The following is a 16,484-nucleotide window of genomic DNA, read 5'->3' on the forward strand; positions in this document are numbered from 1 at the left end:
TGAGTGTCAAACCTTTATTTTGATTTTTATCCATTTTTTTTAATTTTTTCAGTAACTTGCAGCTGAAATCCATTTTTGAATATTTTCTGATCAATCATCAGGTCTGGGATGTCATTGATGCTGACAGGTGCTTGTTCTTATGCTTTTGTTTGAGCTTTTCGCCCAGCACTAATAAACAAGGCGTCAGGATCAGGGTCAGGATCGTTGCAAACGTTAAGCCACCGGCAATAGCTGTTGATAGTTGAGTCCACCATTGTGACGAGGGGGCACCAATGGAGAAATCGCGATTCAGCAGGTCAATATTCCACTGCAGCATCATGGGCATCAGACCCAGCACGGTTGTTACTGCTGTCAGCATCACCGGGCGCAATCGTTGTGCTCCGGTTCTTAATGCTGCATCAATTGGATCCAGGCTTTCACGGACCAAGCGGTTGTAGGTATCGATCAGAACAATATTGTTGTTCACCACGATACCGGCCAGAGCAATCACACCAAGGCCGCTCATCACGATGCCAAATGGCTCTCCACGAATCATTAAACCGAACAGCACACCCACAATAGATAGCACGATGGCACTCATAATCAGTGCGGCGTTGTAGAAACTATTAAACTGTGTCACCAGAATGGTGGCCATCAGGAAAATGGCGATACCAAAGGCTTTCCCCAGAAAGGCTCCGGTTTCTGCCATTTTTTCAAAGTCTCCGCGAAAACGGGGTTCAACACCCGACTCGCGCCACGGCAACGATTTAATCTTTTCGGTTAGTTCAAAAATTTTGTCGGTGGGGTTAACGTTATCGTGAACATTAGCCGTTAGGCGATAACGACGCTTACCATCAATGCGCACGACATCACCTGACTTAGGAACAGCGATACGTTGCATGAAGTTCGACACCGGGACCAGGCCATCAGCGGTTTGAACATTGAATTGCGCAAATTGGTCGATGTTGCGAGCCTGAGTTGGGTATCGTAATAAAATCTCGACCTCTTCATCGCTGTAGTCCGGTTGAAATTCTCCGACTTTTTGGCCACCGGTAATCATACGAATCATCGAGCCGGTACTGACAATGTTGGTGCCAAAACGGGTTGCCGCTTCACGGTCGATGTCCAGTTGCCACTCAATGCCTTCCAGAGGGCGATCATCGCGCACATCCTTCAAATCCGGATCGGCTGCAAAAATGGCTTTCACCTGATCCAGCATGGGGCCAATCGATTCGGCATCGGCAGACGTGAGCTGTAGCTGAATATCAGCGCCTTCGGATGGACCATTCGCTTTTTTCTGTGTTTCAACAATGATGCCGGCGATATCGGCGGTGCGGGCTTCAATATCTTTGAGGATATCGTTAGCGCTGCGACGATGTTTCCAGTTCACCAGCTCAATCTGAATCCGGCCGACGACATCTGCTGCTGCACCGTTCGGTGCTCGCACAAAGGTAGCCGTATAAATGGATTCAATCTCGGCCATATCAAAGATACGGCGTTCAACCTGTTGTACCAGCGCCTCACTTTCACTGATGGACAAATTACCACGCGCCCGAATATCCACCAGGCCAATGTCAACGTCTACGTCCGGGAAAAATTCGACCCCTTTACCAAACATGGAATAGGCCGCAAACGATAAGATCAGGGCAATCACGGAAGCGGATAAAATTTTTACCGGATGATGCAGGGCACTGTTGAGTATCCGGATATAACTACCCGTGAAGCCTTTTAACTCATCAAACCGGCCTTGTTCGGCGGCTTCAACCATATCTAGTGTTTTCAGGTTCTGAGCGGATTGTTTGCCAACCAGAGAACCGATGGTCGGCACCACAATTAATGCCATAATCAATGACGCACTCAGAGTAAACAGCAATGTCAGCGGTAGATAGCTCATAAACTCGCCCGTGACTCCAGGCCAAAACAATAATGGCAAGAACACAGCCAGCGTGGTGGCGGTTGAGGCGATGATTGGCCAGGCCATACGTTTTGCCGCTTCACCGTAAGCATGACGTGGGGCGGCGCCTTCGGCTAAGCGGCGGTCAGCGAACTCGGTGACCACAATGGCACCATCCACTAATAAACCCACCGATAAAATCAGAGAGAATAAAACCACCATATTCAGGGTGTAGCCGAGCACGCTGAGTACAATCAGCGCCATCAGGAAAGCGCCGGGAATGGCAATGCCCACCATAAATGAGCTGCGCAGGCCAAGGCTGGCTAAAATCAGGATCATCACCAGCAGGGTGGCCACCAGTACGTTGTTAAACAAATCGTTGAGCATCTCTTCGATTTGTTTGGATTCATCCTGAGATAATCCCACTTCGATGCCACTCGGCCAGTAGGGCTGAACCTGTTCAATAATGCCTTTAACATCATCTAATGTATGAATAATGTTGGAGCCAATACGTTTTTTGATCTCCAGCGTGACCGCTTGCTTGCCATTAACCCGAGCGCTGTTTTTGCGATCTTTATAGGCTAAACGACCGACAGCGATATCTTTAAACAGCACCACATTATCGCCGTCTGCTTTCACCGGCAGATTCAAAATATCGGGAATGCTTTCAATCAGACCGGGTACTTTTACGCCAAAACGACCGACGCCAGAGTCGAGGTCTTCACTGGCGACGAGCTGAGCGTTGTTGCTGACGAGTAAACCCAATTCATTCAGCGTCAGGCCGTAGTTATCCATGCGTGCGGGGTCGACAATAATTTCGGCAATCTCTTCGCGTTTGCCGCGCACTTCGGCTTCTAATACGCCGGGTAAGGCTTCGATACGATCCTGTAAATCATTGGCCACCGCGTATAACACGGATTCGTTCACTTCGCCCGACAGGGTAACCACCATCACCGGGAACAACGCTACGTTAATTTCTTTAACTTTGGGCTCTTTAGAGTCGGCCGGTAATTCCCCTTTGGCGTCGTCTACTTTTTGGCGAACGTCTAATAATGCCTGGTCGATATCCGTATCGGTATAAAACTCAAGCTGGATGGATAAATGCCCTGAGGTGGCGGTTGATATCATTTCCTTTAAGCCGTCCAGTGAGCGCAGCTCTTTTTCCAACGGTTTATAAATCAGGGTGTCGGCATCGGCGGGGGCAATGCCGTCGTGATTCACAGAGACATACACCAACGGCACGGTGATATCCGGGTTACTTTCTTTGGGAATGGTGATCAGGGTGGTGATGCCGACCAGGGTGATCAGGCAAAACAACATCAAAACAGTACGAGTGCGCTGTAACGACGCATCAATAAGGCTATTCATGTGTCTTTACCCTGCACTTAATGCGGCTTGTGTATCCAGGTTGGCATCGGAGGCAGCGGGTTCCGCCGTCTCCTGGTGTTGTTCGGTCACAAATACGGGTTCGACCAGTTCTCCATATTCGACAAACCCCTGGCCTATCGTAATGATGTCGGCCTTTTCTCCCAGGCCATAAACCCAGATGCCGGCTTTGTCGGCTTTTAATAAACTGATTGGCAGGAAGGTGACTCGGTGTTCTTCATCAATGCCTTTCAGGCCTAGTTTGCCTTCATCGTTGAGAATTAATAATGCTGGAGACACATGATAAGCATGAGTTTCTGGCTGAGGTACGTGAATTTTGGCCGTTAAGCCGCTAGTCATAACGCCACTTGGGTTTTTAACTTCCAGTTCAACCGGAAACGTACGGGTTTGTGCATCTGCTTCTGAAGCGACAAAACGGATGTGGCCATTCACACGCTGGCCATTGACCAAAATGGCATAAGCCTGATCACCAATATGAACGTTAGCCGCTTCCTGTTCGGCTAAATTGCCAGTCACCAGATAAGGCGAAAAGTCGAGTACGGTTGCGATTTCCTGGCCGTCTTTAACAAAATCACCAATTTCTACATTACGCTGGTCAACAATGCCATCGAAGGGGGCTTTAATCTGAGTCGCATTCACTTGCAAGGTGTACTGAATCATTTCGGCTTCCGCATTCGCTAGATCCGTTTGTACTTTGGCCAGCTGAGATTCGTTGGCCAGGCCTTTTGCAAACAACTTTTGGGCGCTTTGCTCCTCCAGCTGACGTTGTTTTAAATTTGCTTTGGCTTGTTTCAGGCGGGCAGGCCAGTCTCGTGCATCCAGTTCGATTAATACATCGCCTTTTTGAACCCGCTCACCTTTGTTTTTATGAATAGCCACCACTTTGGCACGGATTTCAGAACGTAATTCCACCCGGCGGTTGGCTGCGGTTCTGGCAGAAATCAGGACTTCACGCTGTGTCGCCTCGCCTTGCATCCTTTCTACCTGAACTCGCTTCAGGCCGGATTCCATTACCAGCGGCCTGGGATTAGAAAATTCCTGTTCCGGGCCGAGGCTGCCACTGGCGACCCAGATAATCATTAATAAAAACAGCACAATGGCTGCGATATGCCCCTGATTTAAATGTAGTGTCATGCTTGTGTTTCCGTCGCTGCTACGAACGTGATTACGCTGATTATTATTACTTTTCTTTATAACATATTGCTCAGTCCGATAGGCGTGTGTTTTTTGCCAGTTCTGCTGCAAACGTGCCAGCCCATCGTTTGCCGTATTGCAGTATACTGCGCGTTTTGCCCTGAACTTAAGGTGATATTCGGTAATGATGTTGGTGCAGTTAAAGCAGGTTGAGCTGGCGTTTGGTGATCATGTGCTGTTCGACAAAATTGATCTGGAGATTCACTCCGGCGAACGAGTATGTATCGTTGGTCGCAATGGCGCTGGTAAATCCACCTTGCTGAAAGTGCTCAACAGCTCTGTTATCCCGGATGATGGCAGTGTGGTGAAGCGCGATATGCTGCGGGTCGCAACGCTGCAACAGGAATTGCCACAAACGACGGATATGCCGGTTTACGATGTGGTGGCGGAAGGATTGGGGGATCTTGGCCATGTGATTGCGCAATACCATGATGAAACCGCCAAAGGTGCCGCAGCGAATTTAAAATTACTGGAGCAGTTGCAGAGCAAAATTGAAGCCGCTGATGGCTGGAGCTGGCAGCAAAAAGTGGACGCCATTATCCAGAAATTAAACTTACCGGGTGAAGCGAGTTTTTCCTCGCTCTCCGGTGGCTGGCAGCGTCGGGTGATGCTGGCACGTGCGTTAGTGGTTGAGCCGGAATTACTGATTCTTGACGAACCTACCAACCATATGGATGTGCCCACGATTGAATGGCTGGAAGAGCAACTTAAGCAGTTTAATGGCTCGCTGGTGTTTATTAGTCACGACCGGGCGTTTGTGCAGAATTTATCAACCCGTATTATCGATCTGGATCGTGGTCATGTGCATGAGTGGCGCGGTGATTATTTAAGTTTTATCAGCCACCGGGAAAAACGACTGGAAGACGAAGCGGCACAAAACGCTTTGTTTGATAAACGCCTGGCGGAAGAAGAAAAGTGGATTCGTCAGGGCATCAAAGCTCGCCGTACCCGTAATGAGGGTCGGGTTGAGCGCTTAAAAGAAATGCGGAAAGAACGTAAAGCGCGCCGTGAGGTGGCCGGCACCGCCAACCTGAATCTGGGTCAGGCTGAAAACTCCGGCAAAATGGTGTTCGAAATTCAGAATCTGTCTTATACCTGGCAGAAAGAGGATGGTAAGGCTATCCCACAGGTGGACGATTTCACCGCTAATGTCTTGCGTGGCGACCGTATTGGTTTGGTAGGCCCCAATGGGGTCGGCAAAAGTACCTTATTAAAGTTGCTGTTAGGCAAACTTGAACCGCAGCAAGGTAAAATCAAGGTGGGAACCAAGCTGGAGGTGGCCTACTTCGATCAGGCACGTCATCAGTTGGATGAAGAAAAATCCATCGCGGATAACGTCGCTGACGGAAAAGATCACGTCATCGTGAATGGTAATTCACGCCATATTATTGGTTATCTCGGCGACTTTATGTTTTCGGGAGAGCGAGCCCGAACGCCGGTTAAAGCCCTATCGGGTGGTGAGCGAAACCGGGTGCTGCTGGCCAAGCTGTTCCTCAAGCCTTGTAACTTGTTGGTGATGGATGAGCCTACCAACGACCTGGATGTGGAAACTCTGGAGCTGCTGGAAGAGCGCTTGTTGGAATACAACGCCACCTTGTTACTGGTGAGTCACGACCGGGCCTTTATCGACAATGTGGTGACCCAGCTTTGGGTGTTTGGTGAAAACGGCCATATTGATGAGCAGGTGGGTGGCTACAGCGATTGGCAGGAACGCAAAGTGGCACTGGAAAAGCAGAAACCTGCTGCCCAGAAAACAGCGGTGAAAAAAACAGAGCCTGCGAAAAATGAAGCCGTATCAACCCCAGCAGCTACCACTGCACCAGCACCCCAAAAGAAAAAACTCAGCTACAAGCTGCAGCGTGAGCTGGATAGCCTGCCGGATCAGATTGCTGAAACGGAAGCCGCACGGGATGCTTTATTAGAGCAAAGCAATGCGGCTGATTTTTATTCCGGAGATGCCGATAACGTCCAGAAAGTGCTGGCCCAGTTAGCCGAAATGGAAGAGAAACTGGAGCAGCTGGAAGAACGTTGGCTGGAGCTTGAGGAGATGACGGAATGACCTGGGTAATTATTGCCGCCGTTGTGATGGCGATTATGGGCTCGGTGTTCTGGTTAAAACCCAGCGCCCGGGACGCTCGCCTGGCTGATTTACGGTTTAACGCCATTCGCGCCGGTTTGCAGGTGCGACAGTTCACCTTTAAAGCCGATGCTGCCAAAACCGGGGTGCGTGACGATATTACCGCCACCAGTTATACCCTGATGAAAAAAGCCTCCTACGAAAATGGCGGTGGTCATGAAGACGCTTCTGGCGGTGAATTACAGTATTGTGTTGTTCGCCAACCAGCCTGGGATGATGAATGGCTGCCAGAAGGCCTGAGCTGGCACAATAAGGGCACACAAGGCGATGCCGAAAAGCTGGCAGCGTTATTGCCCGAATTATCCGATGAGCTGTTGATGCTGGAAGTGTATGAGCGCCGGGTATGTATGATGACAGCCGAAAAACAAGGCTCAAATGCCCAGCACTATCTGGCATTTCTTGAAGCCCTGTTGAAGTAATCGGGAAACGTTGGATCAAAGCGTGTAAACCCTATGAGCAATCCCAGTATCATTGTTGATTTAGCCATTCCTGCCGATGAATACCTACGGGTCTATCAGGGCTCCGCCAAGCTGGTGAGTGCCATCGCCAGTGATGGCCGCCGGGTACAGTTTCCGGCCAATATCCTGCATAAAATGATCACCCGAGACGGTATTTATGGCCGCTTTCTGATTGAATTTAATCGCGAAGGGAAGTTTCAGAAGATTCAGAGAATCGGTTGATGCTTGCATAAGATCATCTACATCCGTCGCCAGCTTGCGTATAATGCCGCGCAATTTATTCGTTGTGGCTGATGTGAGGTAGATGATGGCTGATTGGTATGGACTGACCCGACAACTGTTTTTCCGCTTAAGTGGCGAAACATCCCATGAACTGGGCCTGGATATGCTGGGTGCTGGTGAGCGTCTGGGCCTGTTACAGTATCTGGCACCTCAGGTTGCTTCTGCACCCACAACCGTTGCGGGCATTGAGTTTCCTAATCCGGTTGGTCTGGCTGCGGGTCTTGATAAAAACGGCGATTATATCGATGCCTTTGCCCGTTTAGGTTTCGGTTTTATTGAAATTGGTACCATTACACCACGCCCGCAACCGGGTAATCCGAAGCCCCGTTTGTTCCGTATTCCAGAGCGCCGCGCCATTATCAATCGCATGGGCTTTAACAACAAAGGTGTGGATCATCTGGTTGAGCAGGTTAAAAAAGCCAAATACAAAGGTGTGCTGGGCATTAATATCGGCAAAAACTTTGATACCCCAGTTGAGAATGCTACCTCCGATTACCTGATCTGCCTGGAGAAGGTGTATCAATACGCCACCTACATCACGGTGAATATTTCTTCTCCTAATACGCCTGGGTTACGCACTCTGCAATACGGTGACGCGTTAAAAGAACTGCTGGAGCCGTTAAAGCAGCGCCAGAAAGAGCTGGCTGAAGAATTTGGTTATAAGCCGATCTTTGTGAAAATTGCGCCGGATATGGAAGACAACGAAGTTGATATGGTGGCGCAAACTCTGATCGAAACCGATATCGACGGTGTGATTGCCACCAATACCACACTGTCGCGTGACGGCGTTCAGGGGATGAAACACGGTAATGAAGCGGGTGGTTTGAGTGGTGCTCCGGTAGAAGATCTGGCGACTGAAACTGTTGAACGTTTAGTGAAAGCGCTGGATGGCAAACTGCCGGTGATTGGTGTGGGAGGTATTCTTGATGGCAAAGGAGCGGTTGAGAAAATGGCCGCGGGCTCGCAACTGGTTCAGGTGTACTCCGGCTTTATTTACCGTGGCCCGGAGCTGATTGGTGAGTGTGTTGACGCCATCGCGGCCATGAAATAACGGATATAGATAGATATAAAAAGCCCGGCTCAAAGGCCGGGCTTACCTCCCGGGAGAGGAGGTATGGGTTTTAACGGTAGAACCGTGAGCCGCTATACTGCGATCTTATGAACTCCAGAAACGCCGGTGTAACCATCCCAGTGATCGGCACGGCCAGAACGCCATCCGGCCAGCCAGGCATCGCGTTGACCCCCCATGGGGGCAAGATCTTTTGAACGGCGCTCAACACCTGCGCGGTAACCTCGTGCAAAAGCTCTTTCCTGCATATCGCGTTTCTGTTTCTTCATACGTTGCGTCCTCGCATTATTTTGGAAACATCAGTCAATAAGCGTTCAGTAGTTGATGCCAAACGTTTATGACGTAACCATGACAGTTCTACTCTGTTGGAACTGGGATGTTAATTAACAATTTTTTATAAGCGGTAGCGTTTTTGCTGCCAGAAACTATTTGACGAAGTGGCTGTTATCACCATGCAAAATGAATCTTCCCCCTCCCAATTACGCTGGTTAGCGGCTTGCCCAAAAGGCATTGAGCCACTGCTGGCAGCTGAAATCAGAGACTTAGGTGGGGAAGTTGAACGAGAAACCCACCTTGGTGTTTTATGGCAGGGGGATATGCGCACGGCTTATCGCTTCTGTTTGTGGACCCGCTTGGCCAGCCGTTTGCTGTTTCCTTTGCAGGAAAGTCAGGTAGACAATGTTGACCAACTTTATCAGGTGGCGCGCGACGTAGACTGGCAAACGGTGTTCCCGGTGGGCGCTTCGTTCCGAATCGATTTCCACGGTAAAACGGACTTTGTGCGTAATACCCAGTTTGGTGCGCAAAAGGTGAAAGATGGCATTGTTGATAACTTCCGCGAAGAGCTGGGAGCTCGTCCGTCAGTTGCTAAAGATGGTGATGTTCGTATTGAAGCACAGCTGCGTAAAGGCAAGCTGGCGCTGTATCTGAACGTCAGCGGCGACAGCCTGCATCGTCGTGGCTATCGCTTACAACCGGGGAAGGCACCATTAAAAGAAAACCTGGCGGCGGCGATTCTGATTCGTTCCGGTTGGCAGGAAGCCTTAAAGCAGGGTAGCCATCTGGTTGATCCTATGTGTGGTTCCGGCACCTTATTAATTGAAGCGGGCATGATGGCCGCCGATATTGCACCGGGGTTAAATCGCCAGCAATGGGGTTTTGATCGCTGGCAGCGTCATAACCGCAAACTATGGCTGGAAGAAGTTGAAGCGGCTCGTCGGCGTCGTACTGACGGTTTAGCGAATATGAAAAATCGTTTGTACGGTTTTGATATTGATTCGGAGCAGTTAAATGCTGCGAATAAAAACCTGGAACGTTCCGGATTAAAAGACAAAATCCATTTAGAGCGCCGCTCCATCGAAAACCTGCGTATTCAGAAAGAAACTGCAGAACAAGGTGGTTTGGTGGTGTGTAACCCGCCTTATGGCGAGCGTCTGAGTGAACTGCCACAACTGGCACCTCTGTATCAGGATTTTAACGACGCCACGCTGCGTTTATTGCCTCACTGGAAATTAGCGGTATTTACCGGTAATACCGATTTATCAAAAAGTATTCGTCGCCCGCTGGAAAAACAATACCGCTTTATGAACGGTAAAATTCAGACGCGCTTATTGGTATTGGGGCCAGCAGATGAAAAATCCTCGGCACCAGCTCCCAGCCGAATTCGTGGCCCGGTAGAAGCCTTTGCCAATCGCCTTAAAAAGAATTTAAAACCTCTTAGGAAGTGGGCTAAGCGCGAAAACATTCACGCCTACCGGATTTACGATGCGGATATTCCGGAATACGCCGTAGCGGTGGATTGTTATCAGGATGCCAATAGCGATACCGAATGGCTGCATGTGCAGGAATATGTACCGCCTAAATCCATTGATGAAGAAAAATCTGAGCGTCGCTTATTGGATGTATTAGCGGCTTTGCCAGAAGTAACCGACATCCCGGCCGAGCGGATTATTTTAAAACGCCGTGAACGTCAGTCGGGCAAGAAGCAATATGAGAAGCAGCAGGATGTACGGTCTTTACAAGAATCACGCCGCTTTGAGGTGATTGAGGGGCAAGCCAAGGTTCTGGTGAATCTGAAAGATTACCTCGATACTGGTTTATTCCTTGATCATCGTCCAACCCGATTGGATATTGCCAAGCGCTGCGCTGCCTTACCTAAAGGTGCGCGGATGCTGAATTTATTCTGTTATACCGCGGTGGGTTCCTTGCATGCGGCACTGGCGGGCGCAAAAACCACCAGTGTTGATATGTCCCGGACGTACTTAAACTGGGGTAAAGATAATTTTACCGCCAATAATTTAAAAATCAGTGAGCATGAATTTGTGCAGGCTGATTGTATGCAGTGGCTGAAAGAAGCTGCGGAGCATTCAGCGGCGCAATACGATCTGATTTTTATGGACCCACCAACCTTTTCTAACTCGAAGCGGATGGAAGGGGTATTGGATGTACAGCGTGACCATGTGCAGTTGATTCAGGATGCGATGGCGTTACTGAAACCGGGCGGTTTGCTGATTTTCTCAAATAACTACCGCAAGTTTGAGATGGATAGTGAAGCCTTGTCTGACTTTACTATTCAGAATGTCAGCCATAAATCGGTACCGCAGGATTTTGCTCGTCGTAAAAACATTCATATGTGTTTTCATATTCAGGCGAAATAAAAGGTAATAAAAGACAAGAGGATAGGCGATGGCGAACAAACCGATATCTGACGTAAAAAGGCCGGTTAATCAACACAAAGCCTATCATGCCCATGTGTACTTTGATCAAAGTAGCCTTGAGTTTGCTACGCAACTTTGTCAACAAGCCGGAGAGCAATTTGGTTTAAAGGTTGGCCGTGTTCATCAGAGGCCTATTGGGCCTCATACTCGATGGAGCTGCCAGATTACTTTTGGTGAAAAGTCGTTTGATGCGTTTATTCCCTGGTTAGATCAACAACGCGCTGAACTCAGCGTGCTGGTGCACGCTTTGACGGGGAATGATCTGGCTGATCACACCGAATACGCCTATTGGCTGGGTGATCCGGTGCCGTTGGATTTAAGTATGTTTAATTACAGCGCTTAATAAACGGGTTGCGATTACCCTGAACTTCTTTAATCAGCTGATTACGGCGGCACTCCCAACGGCTTGGTGGGTGCTGTTTGTTCCAGGCCTGATACAGCCGGCGTTCTTGTTTCGATAATTTCAGAGAATACTGCTGGCTCATGTACAAATACGCCCGGGCAATAGCGCCGCGACTGATTTCCGGGGGCTGGACTTTTTTCCTTTTAAAGTCGACGACCATATCACACTGGCCATATTGTTTCGGGAATCCTTGCCAGTCACTGAAGCGGTAGTTAGAACGGTCGCCATTCACTTCACCAATGGCAGGCACCAGGTTGTGCATGTCGCCTTCCATCAGACGGAATTCGTTGTCTTTTTTACAGGCTTTGCGACCACCGTTTTGCCAGCACTGACGCTGATGGCCAAACGCCCAGGCCGGTACAATATGTTCCCATTCAATTCGGCTGGCGCGCTTTTGTTGTTTTCGCACCTGATAACCGCAGCTACTGAGCTCAGGGGTTAATTTTTTCCCCTGATAGCTAAAGTCACAGCCACAATAAAAACTGGTTTGATGCTCACCTTTATATAACGCTTTGAGCTGTTTTTTGGCTTGGCGAAAGTTCAGTGGTTCGGCAAGAGTGCTATTCACGAACAACAGAGAAACAGCCAGCAGCAGGCATTGTGCAAGAGACGGGGCAGAGCGTAAACGCATCAGATACTACTCAATTCTGATTAATACAAACCGCCATTTTAATGTGATTCTCACGGTTTAGCACGACTAATGAGGGTGTTATGATGGCCCCGTTTTATTATTCGACCATCAGGTAACGTTATGTCTAAAAGCTTTGAAGCTCAGGGAATCATTCACTCCATCGACCAGACCCGTGAATATGGCCAGAATGGATTCACTAAGCGTGAATTTGTAATCAAACTAAGCGGTGATGGTGAAAACCCGGATTACCCGAATTATGTTGCGCTGGAGCTGATCAAAGACAAGTGTGCACTGATGGATGGTTATCAGGTAGGTGAAGAAGTCGTGGTGACTTTTAACCTTTCCGGCCGTTTATGGAATGCACCGGGCAAGCCTGAAAAATGTTTCACCAGCTTACAGGCGTGGAAAGTGGATCGTGCGGGTGGTCAGCCAGCAGCTCAGAACTTTGATATGGGTGGTTTTGCACCGGCTTCTTCTGGTCCTGCGTTTGATGACGATGTACCGTTCTGATTTTCTTTGTCTATGAGGCAATAAAAAACCGAAGGTAAGCTTCCACTTACTTTCGGTTTTTAGTATTAAGCGAATAAATCAGATGTTACAGAATCTGATCAATCACCTTCTCTAAGCGACTCACCGCACCTTCAACATCATGCAACTTATCCAGGCCGAATAAACCGATACGGAACGATTGGTAGTCATCACCTTCGTCACACATCAGTGGCACACCAGCCGCTGCCTGCATACCTTGTGCGGCGAACTTTTTACCACTCTGCATTTCTGCATCCGTGGTGTAGTTAACCACAACGCCGGGTGCTTTAAAGCCTTCGGCAGCAACACTCTTAATGCCTTTGCTTTCCAGCATTTCACGTACTCGTTTGCCCAGTTCCAACTGCTCGTCGCGCACTTTGTCGAAACCGTATTCTTTGGTTTCCATCATGGTATCGCGGAACTTGGTTAAAGCATCGGTTGGCATGGTGGCATGGTAAGCATGGCCGCCGTTTTCGTAGGCCTGCATGATCATATGCCATTGCTTCAGGTTAGCGGCGAAGCTGGTGCTGGTGGTGTTTTCCATCACGTCCAGAGCCGCTTGGTTCATCATCACCAGAGCGGCACATGGAGAAGAACTCCAGCCTTTTTGCGGCGCACTGATCAATACGTCAACGCCGATGGCTTTCATATCAACCCACAGCGTACCAGATGCTACGCAGTCCAGAACGAATAAACCGCCAACTGAGTGTACTGCGTCAGCAACAGCCTTCAGGTAGTCGTCTGGCAGAATCATGCCGGATGCGGTTTCTACGTGTGGCGCGAATACCATTTCCGGCTTTTCTGCTTTGATGGTAGCAACCACTTCATCGATTGGAGCCGGGGCGAAAGGTGCTTGCGGGGCTTCCTCTGGGTTTGAGACAGGGAGGCGCTTGGCTTTTAATACGGTGCTGGAAGCTGGGATGTTGGCCATTTCGAAAATCTGAGTCCAGCGGTAGCTGAACCAGCCGTTACGAATCACCAGGGTCTTTTTATCCTGAGCGAACTGGCGTGCAACCGCTTCCATACCGTAGGTGCCGCCACCCGGTACCACAACAACAGCGTCAGCGTTATAAACCGATTTCAGGGTAGCTGAGATATCATTCATCACGCCCTGAAACTGTTGTGACATATGGTTCAGTGAGCGGTCAGTAAATACCACGGAATATTCTAATAAACCATTCGGGTCGAGGTCGGGAAGTAAGCCGGCCATTACAGTCTCCTGCGCAGTTGCGCGTGTTTGTTCAGTATGTCGATAAAGTTGGCTGATTAGATAGCAAAAGCCCACGCCAGTAAAGAGCATGGGCGGGAAGCACTGTTCTAATCACATGGTTTTATTGTAGCGGTTATTGTGTTGTTAGTGCTTGGGTTGCGCATCAATACTCTGGCCATGGGTGCCAATGGAAGCCGGAGACATCAGGTACATATACAGAGGCATAATTTCATCGGCTTCAGGTACTTGCAGAGGGTGCTCTGTTGGATAGGCTGCAGCGCGCATTTGAGTACGGGTTCCACCCGGGTTGATGCAGTTAACCCGAATATCGGAGGTATTTTCCAGCTCTTCAGCGAGTACCTGCATCAGGCCTTCGGTTGCAAATTTTGATACCGAATAAGCCCCCCAATAAGCACGACCTTTACGGCCTACGCTGGATGTGGTGAAAATAACAGAGGCATCTTTGGGTGCATTACGCAGCAGTGGCGTTAAGTGCTTCATTAAGATGAACTGGCCGTTAACGTTAATTTGCATGACCTTCTGAAAAGTATTCCAGTCATAGCTGTCCAGACCGGTGCGCTGGCCTAAAACACCAGCGTTTAATAACACACCATCCAGGTGACCAAAGTTCTCTTCAATTAACGTAGCTAATTGTCGGAATTTCTCTTCGTCACTTTCTTCCATGTCGAACGGCAGTACTGCAGGCTGAGGCAGGTTTTCTGCTTCAATTAAATCGTAGGTGTCGTTTAACGCTTCCTGAGTACGACCGAGCAGCAAAACGGTTGCACCGGCACGAGCGTAAGTTAACGCAGCAGTACGGCCAATGCCGTAACCCGCCCCCGTTACCAGAATGACGCGGCCTTTTAAAACCTGTTCTTGTTGTGCCTGTGCAACAGGCTTTAATTGGCTAATATCGATCATCGTGTTTGCTTCGTAATTTTTTAATCTGAATTCGGTTTTTCGTAAGTTGAAGTGTTTGATTGTTTTTCAAAGCAGAGACAGGATGTCTCGGTAGCATCTAGGGCCATGGATGGCCCACAGATGTGGCGGCTGAAAAATAATCAAATGCTTCCGCTTTTATTTTTTTATTGTCAGTTGTTCCAATAGCGCTTCAGGCGAATCGATAATGGCATCCGCCTGCCAGTTCTCAGCACTATCATCCGCTTCGATATAACCAAAGCTGGCTGCCAGGGTGAACATTTCAGCGGCTTTGCCAGCTTGTATGTCACGGATATGATCGCCAACGTACCAGCACTGCTCGGCTTTAAGCTCTAATATCTCAGTGGCTTTTAATAATGGTTCTGGATCAGGCTTCGCTTTGGAAACGTCATCCGGGCAGATCACCACATCACACTGAATATTCAGTTTCTTTAACAGCTCATCGGTGTACAGGCGGGGCTTATTGGTTACAATGCCCCAGCGAATTTCCTGTTTCTCTAGTTCAGCAATGACTGTCTCAAATCCTGGGAAATAACCACTTAACGTGCCGATATTATCGAAGTAGCGATCCAGTAACTGCTGACGATGTTCCAGAAAAACACTGGAAGCTGTAGCTAAATCACGGCCAGCCTGGTCGGGATAATCAAAGGCGATACGTGTTAGTGCAGAGCCACCGTTAGAAACCTGCTCGCGGATCTTTTCATCCACCAGTTCTGGTTTGCCCTGATCTTTGCGCAAGCCATTTACTACAGCAAAAAAATCGGGGGCGGTATCCACTAAGGTGCCGTCTAAATCGAATAAAATCGCTTCAGGTTTTATGCGTGAAGCCATCATTCCGCTTTTTCCGTGGCCATCAGATAGTTAACATCGACGTCGTTATCTTTCAGACTGTAGATCTTAGTGATTGGGTTATAAACCATGCCCGTCATATCGGTAACGGCTAAGCCTGCTTCACGACACCAGCGGGTCATTTCGCTCGGTTTAATAAACTTGTGATAATCGTGGGTACCTGTTGGAACCAAGCGCAGTAAATATTCCGCACCAATAATCGCGAAGGCATAAGATTTTGGATTGCGGTTAATGGTAGAGAAAATCACCTTACCGCCAGGCTTAACGAGCTTATGGCACGCTTTAATAATGGAGAGTGGATCGGGAACGTGTTCCAGCATTTCCAGGCAGGTCACCACGTCGAAAGATTCAGGCTGTTGTTCTGCCAGTTCTTCTACCGGGATGCATTGGTAGTCGACTTTTACACCGCTTTCCAAAGCGTGCAGTTTCGCGGTGTTCAGGTTGGCCTGACCCATGTCGATACCGGTAACGTCAGCACCACGTTGAGCCATAGCTTCTGACAGAATTCCACCACCGCAGCCGACATCCAGCACCTTTTTGCCGGCCAGGTGAGCGATGCGATCGACGTAATTAGTTCGCAGAGGGTTAATTTCGTGAAGCGGTTTAAATTCGCTTTCCAGATCCCACCAACGAGTAGCCAGAGCTTCAAATTTAGCGATTTCTGCGCTGTCGACGTTTTGTTTATTCTCAGTAGTCATTTTGTCACTTCATCTGACCAGGAAGCAGTATTAGTACAGATTGTTTTTCAAAGCAGCCACAGGATGTGGCGCTAGGATCGCCAGCACAGGGATGTGCTGTTCGATCCGGC

General features: G+C 49.0%; 15 protein-coding genes. 7 read left to right on the forward strand and 8 right to left on the reverse strand.

The annotated features are described in order from the left end of the window. Positions 1-97 precede the first annotated feature (97 nt). Together KFF03_RS06105 and KFF03_RS06110 are read right to left on the reverse strand one after the other, a co-directional pair. The gene (locus KFF03_RS06105; RefSeq protein WP_255859706.1) at positions 98-3,241 is read right to left on the reverse strand and encodes an efflux RND transporter permease subunit; all 3,144 of its coding nucleotides are present in this window, start codon (positions 3,239-3,241) and stop codon (positions 98-100) included. Positions 3,242-3,247: 6 nt separating this feature from the next. Continuing rightward, positions 3,248-4,393 (reverse strand): efflux RND transporter periplasmic adaptor subunit, encoded by a 1,146-nt coding sequence (locus KFF03_RS06110; RefSeq protein ID WP_255859709.1) that lies wholly within the window; start codon positions 4,391-4,393, stop codon positions 3,248-3,250. Between the two features lie 184 nt (positions 4,394-4,577). Between KFF03_RS06110 and KFF03_RS06115 the strand changes: the two genes are divergently transcribed. The 4 genes from KFF03_RS06115 to KFF03_RS06130 all read left to right on the forward strand — a co-directional run bounded on the left by KFF03_RS06115 (position 4,578) and on the right by KFF03_RS06130 (position 8,381). Beyond that, on the forward strand, positions 4,578-6,512 hold the full coding sequence (locus KFF03_RS06115; RefSeq protein WP_255859710.1) for an ATP-binding cassette domain-containing protein: 1,935 nt from the start codon (positions 4,578-4,580) through the stop codon (positions 6,510-6,512). Beyond that, a complete protein-coding gene (locus KFF03_RS06120; RefSeq protein ID WP_255859712.1) occupies positions 6,509-7,009 on the forward strand; it encodes a hypothetical protein in 501 nt (166 codons plus the stop codon). The genes KFF03_RS06115 and KFF03_RS06120 overlap by 4 nt, the downstream gene beginning before the upstream one ends. 33 nt (positions 7,010-7,042) lie before the next feature. Beyond that, entirely contained in the window at positions 7,043-7,270 is a 228-nt protein-coding gene (locus KFF03_RS06125; RefSeq protein ID WP_255859714.1) for a DUF2835 domain-containing protein, read from the forward strand. 82 nt (positions 7,271-7,352) lie between these two features. Continuing rightward, positions 7,353-8,381, forward strand: coding sequence for a quinone-dependent dihydroorotate dehydrogenase (locus KFF03_RS06130; protein WP_255859715.1), 1,029 nt, complete (start codon positions 7,353-7,355; stop codon positions 8,379-8,381). Positions 8,382-8,473: 92 nt separating this feature from the next. On the opposite strand, the gene rmf is transcribed toward KFF03_RS06130, so the two are convergent. Beyond that, positions 8,474-8,668 carry a ribosome modulation factor gene (gene rmf, locus KFF03_RS06135; RefSeq protein WP_255859716.1) on the reverse strand — a complete coding sequence of 65 codons (195 nt, stop codon included), beginning with the start codon at positions 8,666-8,668 and terminating at the stop codon, positions 8,474-8,476. A gap of 168 nt (positions 8,669-8,836) precedes the next feature. Here rmf and rlmKL point away from each other — a divergent pair, with 168 nt between their 5' ends. Together rlmKL and KFF03_RS06145 are read left to right on the forward strand one after the other, a co-directional pair. Next, complete coding sequence (gene rlmKL / locus KFF03_RS06140) at positions 8,837-11,056, forward strand: bifunctional 23S rRNA (guanine(2069)-N(7))-methyltransferase RlmK/23S rRNA (guanine(2445)-N(2))-methyltransferase RlmL (protein WP_255859717.1); 2,220 nt, start codon at positions 8,837-8,839, stop codon at positions 11,054-11,056. A gap of 28 nt (positions 11,057-11,084) precedes the next feature. Further along, positions 11,085-11,459, forward strand: coding sequence for a DOPA 4,5-dioxygenase family protein (locus KFF03_RS06145; protein WP_255859725.1), 375 nt, complete (start codon positions 11,085-11,087; stop codon positions 11,457-11,459). Here the strand turns inward: KFF03_RS06145 and KFF03_RS06150 are convergent. Continuing rightward, complete coding sequence (locus tag KFF03_RS06150; RefSeq protein ID WP_255859726.1) at positions 11,443-12,150, reverse strand: endonuclease; 708 nt, start codon at positions 12,148-12,150, stop codon at positions 11,443-11,445. The genes KFF03_RS06145 and KFF03_RS06150 overlap by 17 nt on opposite strands. Before the next feature lie 120 nt (positions 12,151-12,270). Between KFF03_RS06150 and KFF03_RS06155 the strand changes: the two genes are divergently transcribed. Beyond that, positions 12,271-12,660, forward strand: a complete 390-nt coding sequence (locus KFF03_RS06155) for a DUF3127 domain-containing protein (protein ID WP_255859727.1) — start codon at positions 12,271-12,273, stop codon at positions 12,658-12,660. Between the two features lie 85 nt (positions 12,661-12,745). Here the strand turns inward: KFF03_RS06155 and KFF03_RS06160 are convergent, their stop codons facing one another. The 4 genes from KFF03_RS06160 to ubiG all read right to left on the reverse strand — a co-directional run bounded on the left by KFF03_RS06160 (position 12,746) and on the right by ubiG (position 16,374). Beyond that, complete coding sequence (locus tag KFF03_RS06160) at positions 12,746-13,888, reverse strand: aminotransferase class V-fold PLP-dependent enzyme (protein WP_255859728.1); 1,143 nt, start codon at positions 13,886-13,888, stop codon at positions 12,746-12,748. A 144-nt stretch (positions 13,889-14,032) separates the two neighbouring features. Beyond that, positions 14,033-14,809 carry a YciK family oxidoreductase gene (locus KFF03_RS06165; RefSeq protein ID WP_255859730.1) on the reverse strand — a complete coding sequence of 259 codons (777 nt, stop codon included), beginning with the start codon at positions 14,807-14,809 and terminating at the stop codon, positions 14,033-14,035. Positions 14,810-14,965: 156 nt separating this feature from the next. Then, positions 14,966-15,661 carry an HAD family hydrolase gene (locus KFF03_RS06170; protein ID WP_255859732.1) on the reverse strand — a complete coding sequence of 232 codons (696 nt, stop codon included), beginning with the start codon at positions 15,659-15,661 and terminating at the stop codon, positions 14,966-14,968. Next, positions 15,658-16,374: a bifunctional 2-polyprenyl-6-hydroxyphenol methylase/3-demethylubiquinol 3-O-methyltransferase UbiG gene (ubiG, locus tag KFF03_RS06175; RefSeq protein WP_255859738.1), complete on the reverse strand. Its 717-nt coding sequence runs from the start codon at positions 16,372-16,374 to the stop codon at positions 15,658-15,660. Before ubiG ends, KFF03_RS06170 begins: the two co-directional genes overlap by 4 nt. Positions 16,375-16,484 lie beyond the last annotated feature (110 nt).

This window comes from Bacterioplanoides sp. SCSIO 12839, from assembly GCF_024397975.1.
Taxonomy (GTDB): Bacteria; Pseudomonadota; Gammaproteobacteria; order Pseudomonadales; family Oceanobacteraceae; genus Bacterioplanoides.